Annotated in this window: 14 protein-coding genes; 2 read left to right on the top strand and 12 right to left on the bottom strand. The window is 39.0% G+C overall.

Annotated elements, in window-relative coordinates:
• Positions 1–78 precede the first annotated feature (78 nt).
• From fsa to H346_RS0106395, 8 genes are all read right to left on the bottom strand, one after another.
• On the bottom strand, positions 79–723 hold the full coding sequence (gene fsa / locus H346_RS0106435; protein WP_027970359.1) for a fructose-6-phosphate aldolase: 645 nt from the start codon (positions 721–723) through the stop codon (positions 79–81).
• A 288-nt stretch (positions 724–1,011) separates the two neighbouring features.
• Positions 1,012–2,526, bottom strand: coding sequence for a glycerol kinase GlpK (gene glpK / locus H346_RS0106430; RefSeq protein ID WP_027970358.1), 1,515 nt, complete (start codon positions 2,524–2,526; stop codon positions 1,012–1,014).
• Between the two features lie 150 nt (positions 2,527–2,676).
• A complete protein-coding gene (locus tag H346_RS0106425) occupies positions 2,677–2,934 on the bottom strand; it encodes a DUF896 family protein (RefSeq protein ID WP_027970357.1) in 258 nt (85 codons plus the stop codon).
• Between the two features lie 122 nt (positions 2,935–3,056).
• On the bottom strand, positions 3,057–5,096 hold the full coding sequence (gene glyS, locus H346_RS0106420) for a glycine--tRNA ligase subunit beta (RefSeq protein WP_027970356.1): 2,040 nt from the start codon (positions 5,094–5,096) through the stop codon (positions 3,057–3,059).
• Position 5,097: 1 nt separating this feature from the next.
• Positions 5,098–6,015, bottom strand: a complete 918-nt coding sequence (gene glyQ, locus H346_RS0106415) for a glycine--tRNA ligase subunit alpha (RefSeq protein WP_027970355.1) — start codon at positions 6,013–6,015, stop codon at positions 5,098–5,100.
• Positions 6,016–6,737: 722 nt separating this feature from the next.
• Positions 6,738–7,280, bottom strand: a complete 543-nt coding sequence (locus H346_RS0106405) for an isoprenylcysteine carboxyl methyltransferase family protein (RefSeq protein ID WP_027970354.1) — start codon at positions 7,278–7,280, stop codon at positions 6,738–6,740.
• A gap of 264 nt (positions 7,281–7,544) precedes the next feature.
• Entirely contained in the window at positions 7,545–8,693 is a 1,149-nt protein-coding gene (gene nagA, locus H346_RS0106400; RefSeq protein WP_027970353.1) for an N-acetylglucosamine-6-phosphate deacetylase, read from the bottom strand.
• A gap of 116 nt (positions 8,694–8,809) precedes the next feature.
• On the bottom strand, positions 8,810–10,441 hold the full coding sequence (locus tag H346_RS0106395; RefSeq protein WP_027970352.1) for a Na/Pi cotransporter family protein: 1,632 nt from the start codon (positions 10,439–10,441) through the stop codon (positions 8,810–8,812).
• 548 nt (positions 10,442–10,989) lie between these two features.
• Here H346_RS0106395 and H346_RS0106390 point away from each other — a divergent pair.
• Positions 10,990–11,667 (top strand): GA-like domain-containing protein, encoded by a 678-nt coding sequence (locus tag H346_RS0106390; protein WP_027970351.1) that lies wholly within the window; start codon positions 10,990–10,992, stop codon positions 11,665–11,667.
• A 68-nt stretch (positions 11,668–11,735) separates the two neighbouring features.
• Here the strand turns inward: H346_RS0106390 and H346_RS0106385 are convergent, their stop codons facing one another.
• Positions 11,736–12,578, bottom strand: a complete 843-nt coding sequence (locus H346_RS0106385) for a DegV family protein (RefSeq protein WP_027970350.1) — start codon at positions 12,576–12,578, stop codon at positions 11,736–11,738.
• Between the two features lie 291 nt (positions 12,579–12,869).
• Here H346_RS0106385 and H346_RS0106380 point away from each other — a divergent pair, with 291 nt between their 5' ends.
• Positions 12,870–13,427, top strand: a complete 558-nt coding sequence (locus tag H346_RS0106380) for a TetR/AcrR family transcriptional regulator (protein ID WP_027970349.1) — start codon at positions 12,870–12,872, stop codon at positions 13,425–13,427.
• 73 nt (positions 13,428–13,500) lie between these two features.
• On the opposite strand, the gene H346_RS0106375 is transcribed toward H346_RS0106380, so the two are convergent.
• The 3 genes from H346_RS0106375 to H346_RS0106365 form a co-directional block, all read right to left on the bottom strand.
• Positions 13,501–14,319: a Cof-type HAD-IIB family hydrolase gene (locus H346_RS0106375; protein WP_027970348.1), complete on the bottom strand. Its 819-nt coding sequence runs from the start codon at positions 14,317–14,319 to the stop codon at positions 13,501–13,503.
• A complete protein-coding gene (locus H346_RS0106370; RefSeq protein ID WP_027970347.1) occupies positions 14,320–14,937 on the bottom strand; it encodes a trimeric intracellular cation channel family protein in 618 nt (205 codons plus the stop codon).
• 750 nt (positions 14,938–15,687) lie between these two features.
• On the bottom strand, positions 15,688–16,350 hold a 663-nt coding region (locus H346_RS0106365; protein WP_027969542.1), incomplete at its 5' end, for a tagatose 1,6-diphosphate aldolase.

Below are 16,350 nucleotides of genomic sequence, written 5' to 3'. Positions count from 1 at the left end.
GTTTCTAACTGTCAGAATAACTTGCTAGACGAACTGAACTAAAGAGAGTCTACAGCCTTAACCATAGACTCTTTAACCTTATTTTTTAAAGGAAGCCCAGTCTTCCATAAATGTTTTCAAACCGTTAGTCGTCAATGGGTGTTGTGTCATTTTAGCAAATAATGAATCCGGAATCGTAGCAATGTGTGCTCCTAATTTGGCAACAGCTTCCACATGTGCTGTGGTACGGATACTTGCTGCAATAATTTCAGCTTGGAAATCATACAAGTCGATAATTTCCCTAAGATCACTGATTAATTGATATGGGTCTGCTCCAATATCTTCCAAGCGACCTATAAATGGACTGATATAAGTTGCCCCTGCTTTCATAGCCATTAGACCTTGGCTAACAGTGAAAATCAAAGTGACGTTTGTTTTAATGCCTTCTTTTGAAAGAATATTAGTCGCTTTCAAGCCTTCTGTCGTCATTGGAATTTTCACCACAACATTTTTATGCCATTTTGCAATACTGCGTGCTTCTTCGACCATTTCATCCGCTATTAATCCAGTCACTTCTGCGCTAATTGGTCCATCCACAATCTCACAAATTTCTTTGATAACTGTTTCAAAGTCGCGCCCTTCTCGTGAAATAATCGTTGGGTTAGTGGTTACTCCATCTACAACACCAAGTTCATTGATTGTTTTAATAGCGGCTACGTTAGCTGTATCTAAGAAAAATTTCATTTTTTACCTCCAAAGAGTTTTCATGTTATTTGTAGGCTAAAGGCACACTCTAAAATAAGAACCTCTACACCACCTTACTTTATTATAAAAGTCAGACAAGCCTTAGAAAAGACCAAGTATCACACAGTTTTGTGTTCAAAACTAGACTAGATTTTATGAGGAGTAGCTGTTTGTTTGGATTTCTGAGAATGATAGCAAAGTGATTTTCACCTTTAACAATCCCAAAGTTTAACTTACTTTATCCCTTAGAGATCTTACCAACAACAATCTACGATTCTAGGCGATCGGCTAAAGAAACTCCGAGCCTTGTGCAAAAACTTGTGTCGCTTTGACTGCTCGTTTCCAACCGTTATATAATTTTTCCTTATGTGAGTCATCCATCTTTGCCTTAAACAATCGTCCCGTGGCATTTAATGCCTTGAGAGCATCGGTATTTTCCCAGTAATCAATAGCAAGCCCTGCTAAAAAAGCTGCTCCCAAAGCTGTTGTTTCAAGATTTTTAGCACGAGCAATATCAATGCCTAAAATATCCGCTTGGAATTGCATGAGCATATTATTCATAGCTGCGCCGCCATCTACACGTAATTGCTGGATGTTAATGCCCGAATCCACTTGCATGGTATCCACAACCTCTCGAACCTGATAAGCAATTGATTGTAACGTTGCTTTAACAAAGTCCTCTTTAGTGGTTCCACGTGTCAATCCAAATACTGATCCTCGTGCACTGGAATCCCAGTAAGGTGCCCCCAAGCCCGTAAAGGCTGGTACGACATAAACCTCATCAGCACTCGTTGATGCTAGTGCAAGTTGTTCTGACTGAACAGATGTTTCAATCATTTTTAAGCCATCTCTCAACCATTGAATAGCCGAACCTGCAATAAAAATCGATCCTTCCAAAGCATAATGAACTTTCCCATCAATGCCGTAGCCAATCGTTGTCAACAGATTGTTTCGAGATAATTGCATTTCTTCTCCAGTATTCATAATAATGAATGAACCTGTTCCATAGGTATTTTTCACCATTCCTGGTTCAAAAGCCAATTGTCCAAATAAGGCTGCTTGTTGATCGCCAGCCATCCCAGAAATAGGAACTTGTCCCCCATAAAAATGAAAGGGAACTGTTCTACCATAAATCTCAGAATTGGATTTCACCTCTGGAAGCATGGCTTTAGGGATGTTAAGAAGTTCAAGGATGTCATCATCCCACTTGAGTTCTTTGATATTATAAATCATGGTTCTAGCAGCATTAGAATAGTCTGTCACATGGACAGCACCGTCTGTTAGCTTCCAAACCAACCACGTATCGATAGTGCCAAACAACAACTCACCGTTTTCCGCTCGTTCTTGTGCACCTGGAACATGATCTAAAAGCCATCTGATTTTTGTGGCAGAAAAATAAGCATCAATAACCAAACCCGTTTTTTCATGAATCATGGCAGTGTAGCCAGCTTGTTTTAATCGCTCAGCGATTGGAGCCGTTTGACGAGATTGCCAGACGATAGCATTGTAAATAGGAATCCCTGTTTTTTTATCCCAAACCACTGTTGTCTCACGTTGATTAGTGATGCCAATCGCTTCAATTTGTTCTGGTTTAATGCTCGATTCAATGAAAGCACCCGCAATAACCGATTGTACAGAATTCCAAATTTGGTTAGCATTGTGTTCCACCCATCCAGCCTGTGGGAAAATCTGCGGAAATTCCTTTTGACTACTACTAACCTGTTCACCCTTTTTGTTGAAAATGATTGCCCGTGAACTAGTTGTTCCTTGATCAATGGCCATGATATACGTTTCATGAGACATGTGTCATCCTCCTTTGGTAAGCGTTTTCTTTTTTCGTTTAACCCTATTATAACTAAGTCTGATTAAGAAGTAACCCCTTAACCTAAAAAAGATTGAAGAAATTGTCCCAAATGACTTTTTCTCCAATCTCATCTGAAAAGAACAGCTTGCTTATGATTCCGGATCGTCCAAACTACGACCATGAAGACCTTTTTCACGTTGGACTTGCCGAAGTTTTTCAGGTGTCACATCATTACCTTCCTCATCCACTAATTTAATTCCCTCAACATGGTGACGAACTGAACGACGAAAACCTTCAATGTATTCTTCGCGTAATTTGGCTTGTTCAATCTTTTCTTCCCCGGTTAAACCAACTGTTTTTTTCTTTTTAGCAAGCTCATTGATCCGAGCGATTTTTTTAGGGTTCATTTTCTTCCTTCTTTCCTTTGAAAATATTACAAAATAATCTAGCCCACAGCTTTTCTATCTCGCTCAATGCTCTCTTGGTATAACTAAGGGGATTGAGACAAAAAAGTTCTAACCTGCTCTTTCTACTTAGTATTCAACAGGTTAAAAGCTGCCACTGTTTTGGCTTTTGCAACAAGGGCTGAAAGAACTGCCAAACGATTATTCTTAACCACTTGGTCTTCTACCATAACCATGGTATTATCAAAGAAGGCATCAATCACAGGGCTTAGAGCAAATAGCTGAGCTACTTTGTCTTTAGCTGTTCCAGACAAGACCAATTCTTCCACTGCAAGGGCAAGGGCTTTTTCTTGATCATTTTCAAAGAGTTCCACTGAAATGGCAACACCAGCATCAGCTTTGGCTGCCAAATTAAAGACACGTGATAAACTCTCAACCGCTGATTTATAACTAGCTTTTTGGCTAGCTGCACTAAGAGTCTCTGCAACTGCAAGCATTTCCGAGACAATGAAGGTTGAACTTGCTAACACTGCCTCACGGATGTCTTTTGGTACGGCTTTGCCCATCATTTTCTCAACACGCGCACAGATAAAATCCATGACTTCTGACTTATGATTGTAAGTTAAACTTGCAAATGAGAGGTGATAAAGATTATCAACCAATTCATCCATTGAAATATTCCAACCAAAAGTGTCAAGGATCCGAACAATACCTTGAGTTGCACGACGAAGCGCATACGGATCATTGGAACCACTTGGAATCAAGCCAACTGAAAAGAAAGACAAAAGAGTATCCAATTTATCAGCAAGGGCAAGGACCGCACCAACTTTGGTTTCTGGAAGATCTCCCTCTGCAGCATTTGGCAGATAGTGCTCACGAATAGCTGTAGCAACTGTGACATCTTCACCAGCAAGAAGGGCATATTTTTCCCCCATAATCCCTTGAAGTTCATCAAATTCTCCCACCATGCCGGTCAACAAATCAAACTTATAAATAGCTGCTGCACGTGCCACTGCTGCTGTTTCTTCAACTGTCAAGCCAGCTTTTTCGGATAAGTAGTCTGCAATAACACCTACACGCTCCATATGTTCCGAAAGTGATCCAATTTTTTCATGGAAAGTAACATGGGCTAACTTAGCCACAAGATCTGCAATTTGTAATTTTTGGTCTTCACGCCAGAAGAATTCACCATCTTCCAAACGGGCAACCAGAACTTTTTCATTTCCTTTCACCACATTTTCGATGTGTTCTTCATTACCATTACGAACTGAGATGAAATTTGGCATTAAGCGACCAGTTTGGTCACGGACCACAAAATAACGTTGGTGGTTTTTCATTGAAGTCACCAAGACTTCTTCTGGGATCTCAAGGTATTTGTCTTCAAAGCTTCCCATAAAGGCTGTTGGGTATTCAACCAAGTTCAAGACTTCATTCAACAGATCTGCATCAATGTCAACTTGAACATTTTTCTCAGATTCAATAGCTTTAATTTGATGAATGATCATAGCTTTGCGTTCTTTAGGATCAGCAATAACAAATTGCTGGCGCAAAGCATCCTCATAAGATTCTGCTGAGACAATCTTAGTTTCTTGACCTAAGAAGCGATGACCACGACTTACACGCCCTGAATGAATATCAAGAAAATCAAGGTCTAAAGCATCATCATCTAACAAGACAATCAAAGTATGAACCGGGCGAATGTACTCAAATGAATGTCCAGCCCAGTGCATACTGACTGGGAAAGTCAAGGCTGACAACACTTCTGAGACGCCTACCAATACCTCTTTAGCTGGTTTCCCTACTTCATGTTTTGTCACGTAAACGTATTCTTCACCTTTGATTTCACGGAATTCGATGTCGTCCACAGTCAATCCTTTCCCACGAACGAATCCTTGAGCTGCTTTTGAGAAATTCCCTTCAGCATCCAAAGCAATCTTTTTAGAAGGTCCTTTGAAATCTTCTGTTAAATCTGTTTGTTGATCTGCTAAACCTACTACACGAACTGCCAAACGACGCGGTGTTGAGAAGGTTTGAATCGACTCAAAAGACAAACGGTTATCTTTTAAGAATGCTGCCATTTTCTGACCTAATTGTTGCTCACTTGGTGTGACAACGTAAGCTGGTAGTTCTTCTAAACCAAGTTCTACTAATAAATTTTTTGCCATCTTATGCCTCCTTATCTTTCAACAATTCTGCTCGCGTTGCTTCATCCAAAAGTGGGAAACCTAATTTTTGACGTTCTGCAACAAAAGTTTTGGCAACAACACGCGCCAAGTGACGGATACGGGCAATGTAACCTGCACGTTCTGTTACAGATACGGCACCACGGGCATCAAGTAAGTTGAAGGTGTGTGAACATTTCAACACATAATCATAGGCTGGGTGAACAAGACCTTCTTCCAACGCCCGACCAGCTTCTTTTTCAAATTTTTCAAAGTTTTCAAGAAGCATCTCTTGATCTGATATTTCAAATGAGTATTTTGAATGCTCATATTCTGGTTGTGTAAATATTTCACCATATTTAACACCGGGCGCCCATTCAATATCATAAACAGAATCTACCTCTTGGATATAAGATGCCAAACGTTCTAATCCATAGGTAACCTCAGCCGTTACAGGACCTGTTTGCAAACCACCAACTTGTTGGAAATAAGTAAATTGAGTAATTTCCATCCCATCTAACCAAACTTCCCAGCCAAGACCAGCTGAACCAGTTGATGGATTTTCCCAGTTATCTTCAACAAAACGAATATCATGTTCAAGGGGATTGATTCCCAATTTTTCTAAGGATTCAAGATAGAGCTCTTGAATGTTTGAAGGTGATGGCTTCATAACCACTTGGAATTGGTGGTGCTGGTAAAGACGGTTGGGATTTTCCCCGTAACGCCCATCTGCTGGACGGCGTGAGGGCTCCACATAAGCCGCATTCCACGGCTCAGGACCAATAGCACGAAGAAAAGTGTAGGGCGACATCGTTCCCGCACCTTTTTCGTTATCATAAGCTTGCATAAGCATACACCCTTGGTCATTCCAGTATTGTTGTAGCGTTAAAATAATCTCTTGGAAAGTCAGTTTTTTAGACATAATGTTCCTCTCTTTTTCGTATGGCAATTTTCTGATAAAACGATTTTTTTGACAGAAAACGAGTGTATTATCTAAGCAAATCGCTCTAAACCTAGCAATTATCATGAGTTGCTCAACTCTTTAAGTTTGTGAGCAACTTTGGCAAAGGGGAAAGTCAGTTTTTAGACATGTTTTTCTCCTTATTCAGCCGATTTTAGGATGGCACTTTTTAAGTGGCAGGCACAAATCTTTCGCACTTGATTTACAGATCCCACTTCCCACTGTCAGCAATCGACTGGGGATATTTTTGAAATCTCATCGCTAAAAATATGCCTCATTACTTTTTTCTTTTCAAACTTAAACGGCTTTCTCTGACCAATAATAACCTTGGATCACTAGCCTACTCATCACATCGAAAAATACACAGTTGTGTTCATGATGTTCACAATTCGCTAGAGATGGAGTAACGTGGGAAAAGACAAAAAACCACGTTCTTCACTCCTATGCCAAAGCTGACATAGGGGCGTTAAGACGCGGTTCCACCCTAATTTATTACTTCATTATCATTCAGTTATTTTTAGATCATAAGGCTAACAAAGCCCAACAATGCTACCACTACCTCTAAAAGAAAGCGCCAACCAACACCTCTATCATTCGGCTTCCACCACTCCGAACTCGCTTGGGATAAGAAACTTGCGATTTTCTCTCTTAAGAACCAGTTTATCACAAAGTTGTTTCCTTGTCTAATCCCCCTTAAGATTTTTGTGAGTACCGTTTGGAATAATAACTTCTGCCAAAAGCTTATTTTCCTCGCGAATACGGAGATAAATCACGATGATGTAACATGGAAAAAGCAACATGGCTGTAATTTGCGCATGACAAAGTAAAACAATCCCTATAAGTTCTGGAGCAATATTCAGGAAATAGTTGGGGTGTTTCACTGTCTTAAATAACCAGTGTTCAACATATTTGTGATCTTTTGCCAACATCAACTTAACAGTCCAAATATCACCCAAAATACGTGTCACTTCATACAAAACGGCCACCGAAAACAGCATGAGCAAAAGTCCTAATAAGCTTATGCCATCAAACTTAATTTGCTTGAGTAAGGCTTCTATCACTGCAAACACATAAATCATAATGTGGAGCAACGTCAAAAATTTTGTATTTTGAACACCGAACTCTTGCCCTCCCTTAGCCAAGATCGCTTTTTCATTATTAATAGATTTTTTTAAGAATATTAAACGAACAGTAAACATCGCTAGCATCAACAAAAAGATGGTCACAATAAGACTCCTTATTTTTCTTTTATGGTTTTCTTTCACAAAACACTCGTAAAGATTATAACTAAGTTACAAAGTCTTGTCAAACCCCTAGCACTACTGAGCAATATAAATCTCATTTCTAAGCCAAGCTTTTAAAAAGTCAGCAAGGGTCTTTTAGTTCCCTTTACAACTGTATGCCATTCCAACAACCGCTTTACTACTATATGACAACAAAAAAGAATTGAAGGGCTAAAACTGGACCATTCAATTCTTTTTTAGTATTAACTAGACTTCAAAGACTTTTTCACCGTCCAAGTAAGTCGCCACTAATTCCAAATCTTTATCAAGGACAATAAAATCAGCTGCATGCCCCTCTTTTATCTGACCACAAACATCACTAATCCCGACCGAAACTGCTGGCACATAAGTTGACATATGAATGGCTTCTTCCGGGCTAGCAATCCCCCAAGCCACAACATTTTTAATCCCATCTTTTAACTTCAAAATAGAACCAGCGAGGTTACCAGTAGTTTTGAGACGTGCAGTACCATTTTCTACAATAACTGGAAATTCTCCAAGCATATAATCGCCATCTGGGGAGCCGCCAGCACGCATACAATCTGTAATCATTGCCACATGGTCGTGCCCTTTTTGTCGCATCAAAATATCACATGCAACAGGAGACACATGGTAACCATCACAAATGAGTTCTGCGTAGGTACTTGGGATATTATAAACCGCACCAACCATCCCAGGTTCACGGTGAGTCAGACCACGCATACCATTATAAGCATGAACCCAAACACTGGCACCTGATTTAACAGCCTTTTTGGCTTCTTCGTAAGTACCATTAGAATGCCCTAAAGCCACGGTCACTCCCTGCTTGGTCACTGTAGATACAAATTCTGCGACTCCATCACGTTCTGGAGCAAGGGCAATTTTCTTGATGAGACCTTTAGCAGCTTTTTGCCAAGCTTCAAATTCATCCAAGCGTGGATTTTTCATGTAACTTGGGTTTTGGGCACCTTTATATTCTTCTGTGAAATAAGGCCCTTCAAAGTAAATGCCTTGAATTTTCGCACCTTTAACCTGATCCGCCACGGAAGCAATCGTTGCAGAAACTTTTTCCAATTGTTCAAACGTAGAAGTCAAGGTGGTCGGCAAAAAAGAGGTAACCCCTGTCGAAAGCAATCCCTCGCTTATTTTATGAATACCTTCTGCCGAATTATCCATCACGTCGGCACCTGCATAACCATGAATATGCGTATCTACAAGACCAGGTGCAATTTGATAACCTGTGTAATCAATAATTTGGGCATCTGCTGGAACCGTATCTGCCCACTCACCAAAAATCCCCTCATGAAGGCTTAGATAGCCTTTTGGTTTAACCTCGGTTGGGTAATAAAAACAATCTGCTTTGATATAGCTTGTCATCTTTTTTCCTCCCTTTTTCCTTATTATACGCCTTATTCCTCACTTTGTAAATGGTATATACCACTTTTGAATTCAAAAAAGAAAACCTGAATGATGATTCACGTTTTCTCTTCTTTTTAAAGCTGGTGTGAAAGTACTTTCTCTGCCAAATTTAGGGCATGATCGGTTATACGGGTATAGTGAGAAATAATATCAATAAAATTAATACCTGCTTGGGCGGTACACTCCCCTCGATTGAGCCGTTTAATATGTGTTTTCCGTAAACGACGCTCTTTCTCTTCAATTTCCTTATGACGCAACACAATGCTTTGCGCCAAGTCCATATCGCTGTCCACAATAGCTCGGATAGCATCTAAGGTTAAACGATGCGTTAGCTGATACATGTCCGTTAATTCATCACGGGCGGCAGCTGAAAACCCAATCTGTTTAGCTGTAATGCCTTCAATTAATTCCGCCAAAGATTCGGAATGATCCCCAATTCTCTCCAAGTCACGAGAAGAATCCAAAATACCTGCCAAAACTTCATTTTCACTTGGGCTAAGAGCTTCATTTGAAATATCAACAAGATAAGTCGTTAATTCTTCATCAATGGTGTTAACGGCTTTTTCATAACGTTTCACTTTCTCACCAAACCTACCATCTGCCGTCATGATATAGCTATAAGAAGCTTCAAAAGCTTGGATAGCGTAAGAAGCTAAGTGAACCAATTCCTTGTGAGCATTCCCAAGTGCAATAGACGGAGCTTGTGTAATCAGCAAGCGATCAAGGTAAAGGGCTTCGTATTTGACCACTTCATCTTCACCTGGAATGAGCTTTGTCACAAGCATTGCCAAAAAACCAATAAAAGGAATCAGTAAGATAGTATTTGTGATATTGAAAGAACCGTGTGAAAATGCAAGGGTCATTTCAGGGGTTAGCCTCAATTCTGATTGTAACCACAGCATTAATGACGTAAATGGCAGCAAAAAAATCATAAAAATAATAGTGCCAATGACATTAAACAAAACATGGGCAGCAGCTACACGTTTAGCCGCAATATTAGAACCAATTGCCGCTAAAACAGCTGTAATACAAGTGCCAATATTTGAGCCAAGCAAGATAGGAATAGCTCCCTGCAAGGTTAAAAGACCTCCCGAAAACAAACCTTGTAAAATTCCAATAATGGCTGCCGACGATTGAATCAACATGGTTAAGACTGTTCCGATAAAAACACCTTGGAACGGCTTGTCCCCTAAGGTTGCTAAGTAACTCTGAAAGACAGAAACTGATTTTAACGGATCCATGGCATCCCCCATAAGATTTAGGGAAAAGAAAATACCACCCACACCAAAAATGATGCGACCAAAGTTATTAAGTTTTTTATTAGAAGTAAAGAAAAGGCAGGCTGCACCAACAAAGATCATTGGCAGGGCATAATCACCTAATTTAAAACCAATCAAAAAAGAGGTAACAGTAGTTCCGATATTTGCCCCCATAACAATACCAATAGCTTGACGCAAATTAAGTAAGCCAGCTGACACCAAGCCAACTGTAATTACCGTAACACCTGAACTTGACTGAATTAATGCAGACATAGCAATTCCAACTAATATACCAAAGAAAGGATTACTCGTGTATTTATCGATATAATACCTTAATTTATCTCCTGCCGCTTGTTGCAGACCATCTCCCATATACTTAATACTGAAAAGAAAGAGACCTAACCCGCCAAAAAAATGAAATACAATGTCTTGCCAATTTACTGACACAATGTTGTCCTCGCTAAATTTTAGTCTTCTTTATTTTAATGCATTCCTTTATTTATCACAAGGCTTTTTAAGCATTATTAGCGATTAAAGAAACACGACTTCTTATTTCCTAATCAGTGAAATATCCTAATAAGCCTTTCATCAAAAGCAAAGGAAGGCACTTCAATCTTTTGTGATTTTAAGCTAATCCTTTTCTTAAAACAGTACCGCTAAAAACAAATTTCCTTGAAACTCCCCACGCTAAATTCCAAGCGGAGTCGCTAAACAATGGGCAATTTTAGTACAGCAAAACGTGTTGATTTACTAAAAAGACTCCCTTTGATTGCAAATAATGGTATTTGATCTAATTTTCTAGGAAAAGTAGCGATGAAACACACTTGATGGTTTGTCTACAGTTTGGCATTAACGTTTGATCCTTTCATTTCCTATTTCACATAGATTGTAAATCCCATTAAGTTAACGAAAACAGTTAGCTGTCAAAACTTTTCATTTTTCCTTATTAAGGGTATAATATGGCTATGATGAATGATGCCCCAAAAGGAGACCCCATGCAGAAATCCCAAAAAGAAGCCCTCTATCTGATTTTGAGTATTCTAATCATCACCATAGCAAGTGGAAGCTACCTAATTTTTGGTAATTTACCGCAAAAACAAATGACTGGGCAATATCAAAAAACAAATTTACTAAGAGATGCCGTCAAAGCTGTACGGTCTGCTGAAAATTTAACTACCGTGTCTGCTACCAATAAAGCACAGCATGCCATTAATCAGCTAAAAGGCTCTCAGAAAAAACAAAAACTACAAAAACGACTCGATGTTGTCAAAGCCCAATTAGAGCAAGAAGAAGCCGCCACTCAAGCTGTTAAATCCGCAGAAGAAACACCCGATCAATCCCTCAAAGATTTAGCGCAAAAAGCTGTCAATGAGTTAAGCAACAAAGGAAAGAAGGCAGCTTTGCAAGCCCGTTTAGATGCTATTTTTATTGCTAAAGAAATGCCTCAACAAGTCGTTGAAGCAGGGGACATAAACACTTGGCATGCAATCCCAGCTGAAAACGATGCTGATAAAGATAGTTCATCCTCATCTGTTCCTGAATCAAATTCTAGTTCAGAGCCAACCACACCAAGTTCATCCCAAGAACCAAGTAAACCCGAAGCAAGTCAATCTCCTCCTAATACATCATCATCTTTACCAACACTACCAACAGAGCCTAAGAATTCACAATAGGTATAAAAAGAAGGCACAAACCAAATTTTGGGGTTCGTACCTTCCTCTACATGAGGTTACTTAAAAAACTAAATTTCGTAGCCCATAAGGATACCTCCATCCTCAGCATAAAAGCTACATAAGCCTGATGTTGTTCCTGTTTGAATATCCGCATCCGGATAAATGGCTGTTATTTTATCAATGATTTGTTCACAGATTTTTGGGTTTTTCGCATGAGCAATATAGACTTTGCCTCCTTTGTAGCCCGCTTTTTGAATTTCTTCTACCAAAGCAGAAACCGCTTTTTTCTGACCACGTGCCTTTTGAAGAAGATTAAGATCTCCCTCTTGGCTTGCTTGACCCACCATTCTAATGTTAAGAAGTCCTACAACCTTACCAATCAACTTGTTTAAACGACCATTCTTGACCAAGTTATCAACTTTTGCAAGGACAAAAATCAAACGTGTTCTCTCTTGATAAGCTGTTATCTTATCCACTACTTCATCAAAAGACAAACCAAGATTAATCAAACGTTCTAATTCAAGAACAAGCAAATCCATCTCGCCACCAGCCGATAAGGAATCAATAATATGGATATTGGCATTTGGATTTTCTTCTAGGAGATAATTTTTAGCCAGACGAGCGCTATTGTGACTGCCTGATAAGGTACCTGTAATGGTAATTGCAATCACATTATCAGCCCCCTTGTATGCCTGCAAGAAAGCATCTGGACTTGGACAACTTGATGTCGCTGCTCTAGATGATTGGTACATGGTTGCCATCATGTTGTCAATGTCCAACCCTTCATCATCTCTAAAAATATCTGTACCAATTTGTATGGTCAATGGTACACGCTCAAAACGTAAATCATCGGATTGGTTTTTTAATACCTTGAGGTCACACCCCGAATCCGATACAATTTTCCAAGCCATTTTTAATCCCTCTTTTCTTTTTACACATTATTTTCCCATCTAACAATAATTAACTGTTATCCGTTAGATCATGTCCTTTAAAACGCTTTCTTTGTCTAAAACTTAACTGATAATCATGAACTTACCAGTTTAAAAAATATTTTCAAAAAGACAAGAACGTTTAGAACACTCCATGTTTCAATAGCTAGCTTTAGTTGACAAACTAAGCTTATTCCCATAAAATTATATCATTATTAAGTATGATTTTGCTACTGATAACCTATCAGACGTAACACTTGAAAGGTATTTGTGATGACTGACAAAGCAATCTCAAAACGATCACTTCAAAACTTAACACAATTCAATCAAGAGACACGAAAACTAGTGCGAGAATCAATGGAAATCGCTTTAATTAATCTTTTAGAACACAAACCTCTAGGTGACATCACTATTTCTGAGTTGGTTGCTAAGGCAGGGGTTTCACGCAATGCTTTTTATCGCAATTACCATTCAAAAGAAGCTATCCTAGAACACTTATTGACAACATTTATTAGACGTATTTTCCGTGGCTTAAAACATTTTGACATAAAAACTCAGGCCTATCAAGCCTGGCTTTATCTCTTTACCGAAGCTAAAAAAGAGGCACAACTTCTCAAAATTATTTTTAGCCACCATCTGCATCATTTATTAACACATCTAGTGACCAAGCGTCTAAAAGCTTATCAAAAATGGAAAGACAAAAAAGAATCTCATTATAAGCGACTTTTTTGGAGCAATGCTATTATCTCTGTTTTATCCAACTGGATTTCAGATGATATGATTGTCCCTGCTGAAGAAATGGCAGCTATGGGACTTCCCTTATTAACTTAAAAAGATTTCCTCATCGGGAAACCTTTTTTATTTTGAGAAATAATTGTTTAAATAGAACAAGGCATTTTTCAGCTTACTTTGATTTCAAAGCAAACTGGCGAATAGCGTAAGCAACCCCTGCCAAATCGTTTGAAAGACTGATGCTATCAGCAACTTGTCGGATGGCTTTTTGAGCATTCCCCATAGCGACACCTAATCCAGCATAAGTTAACATTTCAAGATCATTGGGAGCATCACCAATAGCCATCACTTGATCTGGCTGTAACTTTAATTCTGAAACGAGTTCTTTCAAGGCAGAAGCCTTGGTAACCCCTTTGGGCATAATTTCTAAAATATTATCTTGGCTACGAACCACACTATATGATTGGCTCAACTGATCTCTAACAGCTGTCTCAAAAGGATCAAGTACCGATTTCTCTCCTAGATACATCGCTTGAAAAATCACCTGTTTGCTGTTAGCAATTTCTTGTGACGTTACCGCTTTTACTTTGGTAAAAACGAGATCTCCGTCAGCCTGAACAATGGCTGGCACCGTTTCTTCCAAAACAAAGTAATCACGTTCACCGGTTAGCGCCAAATAAACTTTCGGAAATGCACAGCTTAAATTTTCTAGGTGTTGAATATCCTTATCAGTCAGAGATTTAGCATGTAATAATTCCCAATCCGGACTGCTATAAATACTGCAACCATTGTTAAGGATGAGAAATTCTTCTGCCTTTAATTCCAACTGATCAAAATACGGTTTTGTTCCTGACCAAGGTCGTCCTGTACACAGTACAATCTTAATCCCTGCTGCAATAGCTTCTTTAATGGCTGCAATATTTTCTTTTGGAATTTGTTTTTGACTGTTAAGCAATGTTCCATCCAAATCAATAGCAATTAACTGAATCATTTATATTTCCTCTTTCCACTTGATTTTAGGAAGGTTCCATTTTCGACGATTTCCAATCATACGTAAAACAGTTAACAAAACAACCAAGACGTAACACTCGAGAGTGGACTCTGCAATTTTAAAATGCAATAAAATAGCCGCTACAATAGACCATCCCGCATAAATTTCACTCCGCAAAACACTCGGTTTTCGACCTGCCAAAATATCTCGAACAACCCCGCCACCAGCACCAGTTAAGACTGCTGCAACAATGACCGCACTCAACGGTTGATTCAATCTTACGGCGTGCAAGGCGCCTTGAATGCTAAACGCTGCTAGACCAATAGCATCTGTCAAGACTGCTGCTCTAACCCAACCTTTAGCTACCCATTTGGGAAATAACATAAGCAATGCCATGGCAACAAGGGCACAAGTAAACTCTGGTTTTTGTCCCCATAAAGCCTCAATAGGTAACCCAATTAAGGTATTTCGAATTGCTCCACCACCAAAAGCAGTTACAAAACCCAGGATAAAAACCCCTAAAATATCGAATTCTTCTTCCATAGCAACAATAGCGCCTGAAAGGGCAAAAGCAATGGTTCCGATAATGTTTAAAATTTCCCACATGTCTATTGTCATAAGTCACCTAATGTCTTTTAATCACTTATTAGTTTACCATGTTTTAGTCTAGAAAATAAATAGAAAAAATGAATAAGTACGACAGTCGCACGAAAAATTTTTAGGATAAAAGAATTCCTTTCATTATGTTAAAGTTCATTTTTCAAAAATAGTTCATCTTTGTAACCTATTTTCTAAAGCGAAAACAGGCTTTGAAAAAGATTCTAAAGGTGAGATCTTCCCCAGTAGTCGTGGTAAATACTAGAACAAAAAGCCAAATAACGATTAATCCCTGATAAACTTGCAAGGGTCTCCGAACGCTAACGTTTGATTCCGCTAGCTATTTTTTGAGTAATGCCTCTAGTTCTTTTAATTAACATAACGTTTATCATAACCATTTGACTCAAAAAAGAAAAATTAAGACCTCATTTGATGATTGAACACAGGCAGCGGTCGTAAAAGGAGAATCACAATTTGATTTTTTCTGTTATGTGACATGTTTAAAAATGTAACACCTTGTATCATTACCACGTTTTGCCTATAAAATGTATCTTGTCAGCAGATCTAAAAATAGGGGAATTTGTTTTGAATCAGACTTATTTGTTACTGTTGAAAGACTGCACCAAAACTCTAACGTAATAAATGCTTTATTGACTACCAACCAAAACGCAAAAAAGGAAAATCAAGAGGATTCATTGAAATTCCTTTTTTCTGGTTTGACTAATCATAAGGTTCTTGTAGGCTAGGCGATCTCCTAAGAGCATATCTTCTTTAGATTTTATCAGTCCAAGGACTAGCAGTTTTTTCAAGAACCTTGTTCAGCTCATCAATGTTTTGGAAACCTTCTGTTCGTAACCAATTCCTAGCTGCTGCCTCCCCTTCTGTAATGTAAACAGGCACTACCCCTGACCAAGTCGCACGACCACAAAGCACTCCATTAAATTTGGCTCCTGCTTCTGACGCAAAACACAAGGTCTCTTGGAATTGTTGAGCAGATACACCTGCACTCAAATAAATATAAGGCAAATGACTAGCCGCTTCCTGATCACAAAAGGCTTGTGCCGCTTCTTGACGACTATAAACCACTTCTCCTCTGGAAAAACCTTCTACATAGGTCATATTGACTGGCACTTCCACCTTCAAAACATCAACCCCATAGCGATCATCTGAAAAGACCGCCATTGCCCCATTAACCTTATGTGGTTTAACCTTGGCATAGGCTATACTGCTAGTGTCTTTTATCCCCTCATCGTAGCTTAAAATTTCAAGGAAAAAGGGAATATCCTCTGCTAGGCATTCTGATCCGATCCGCTCTATGTAGACCTGTTTTTGCAGATTTGTCTGCTTGTCACCATCCACATCATAATAAAGCAAGAATTTAACAGCATCAGCACCCGCTTCTTTTAGGCGTTTGACTGACCATTCGGTGAGACA

It is taken from the genome of Streptococcus castoreus DSM 17536 (assembly GCF_000425025.1).
Classification (GTDB): domain Bacteria; phylum Bacillota; class Bacilli; order Lactobacillales; family Streptococcaceae; genus Streptococcus; species Streptococcus castoreus.
Note: the sequence above shows the minus strand (reverse complement) of the source record. Positions and strands in the feature narration are given on the sequence as shown.

Coding starts and splice junctions, on each gene's coding strand:
- H346_RS0106390 (WP_027970351.1), top strand. CDS start 10,990: ATGCAGAAATCCCAAAAAGAAGCCCTCTATCTGATTTTGAGTATTCTA.
- H346_RS0106385 (WP_027970350.1), bottom strand. CDS start 12,578: ATGGCTTGGAAAATTGTATCGGATTCGGGGTGTGACCTCAAGGTATTA.
- H346_RS0106370 (WP_027970347.1), bottom strand. CDS start 14,937: ATGACAATAGACATGTGGGAAATTTTAAACATTATCGGAACCATTGCT.
- glpK (WP_027970358.1), bottom strand. CDS start 2,526: ATGTCTCATGAAACGTATATCATGGCCATTGATCAAGGAACAACTAGT.
- nagA (WP_027970353.1), bottom strand. CDS start 8,693: ATGACAAGCTATATCAAAGCAGATTGTTTTTATTACCCAACCGAGGTT.
- glyQ (WP_027970355.1), bottom strand. CDS start 6,015: ATGTCTAAAAAACTGACTTTCCAAGAGATTATTTTAACGCTACAACAA.
- fsa (WP_027970359.1), bottom strand. CDS start 723: ATGAAATTTTTCTTAGATACAGCTAACGTAGCCGCTATTAAAACAATC.
- H346_RS0106375 (WP_027970348.1), bottom strand. CDS start 14,319: ATGATTCAGTTAATTGCTATTGATTTGGATGGAACATTGCTTAACAGT.
- H346_RS0106380 (WP_027970349.1), top strand. CDS start 12,870: ATGACTGACAAAGCAATCTCAAAACGATCACTTCAAAACTTAACACAA.
- H346_RS0106425 (WP_027970357.1), bottom strand. CDS start 2,934: ATGAACCCTAAAAAAATCGCTCGGATCAATGAGCTTGCTAAAAAGAAA.
- glyS (WP_027970356.1), bottom strand. CDS start 5,096: ATGGCAAAAAATTTATTAGTAGAACTTGGTTTAGAAGAACTACCAGCT.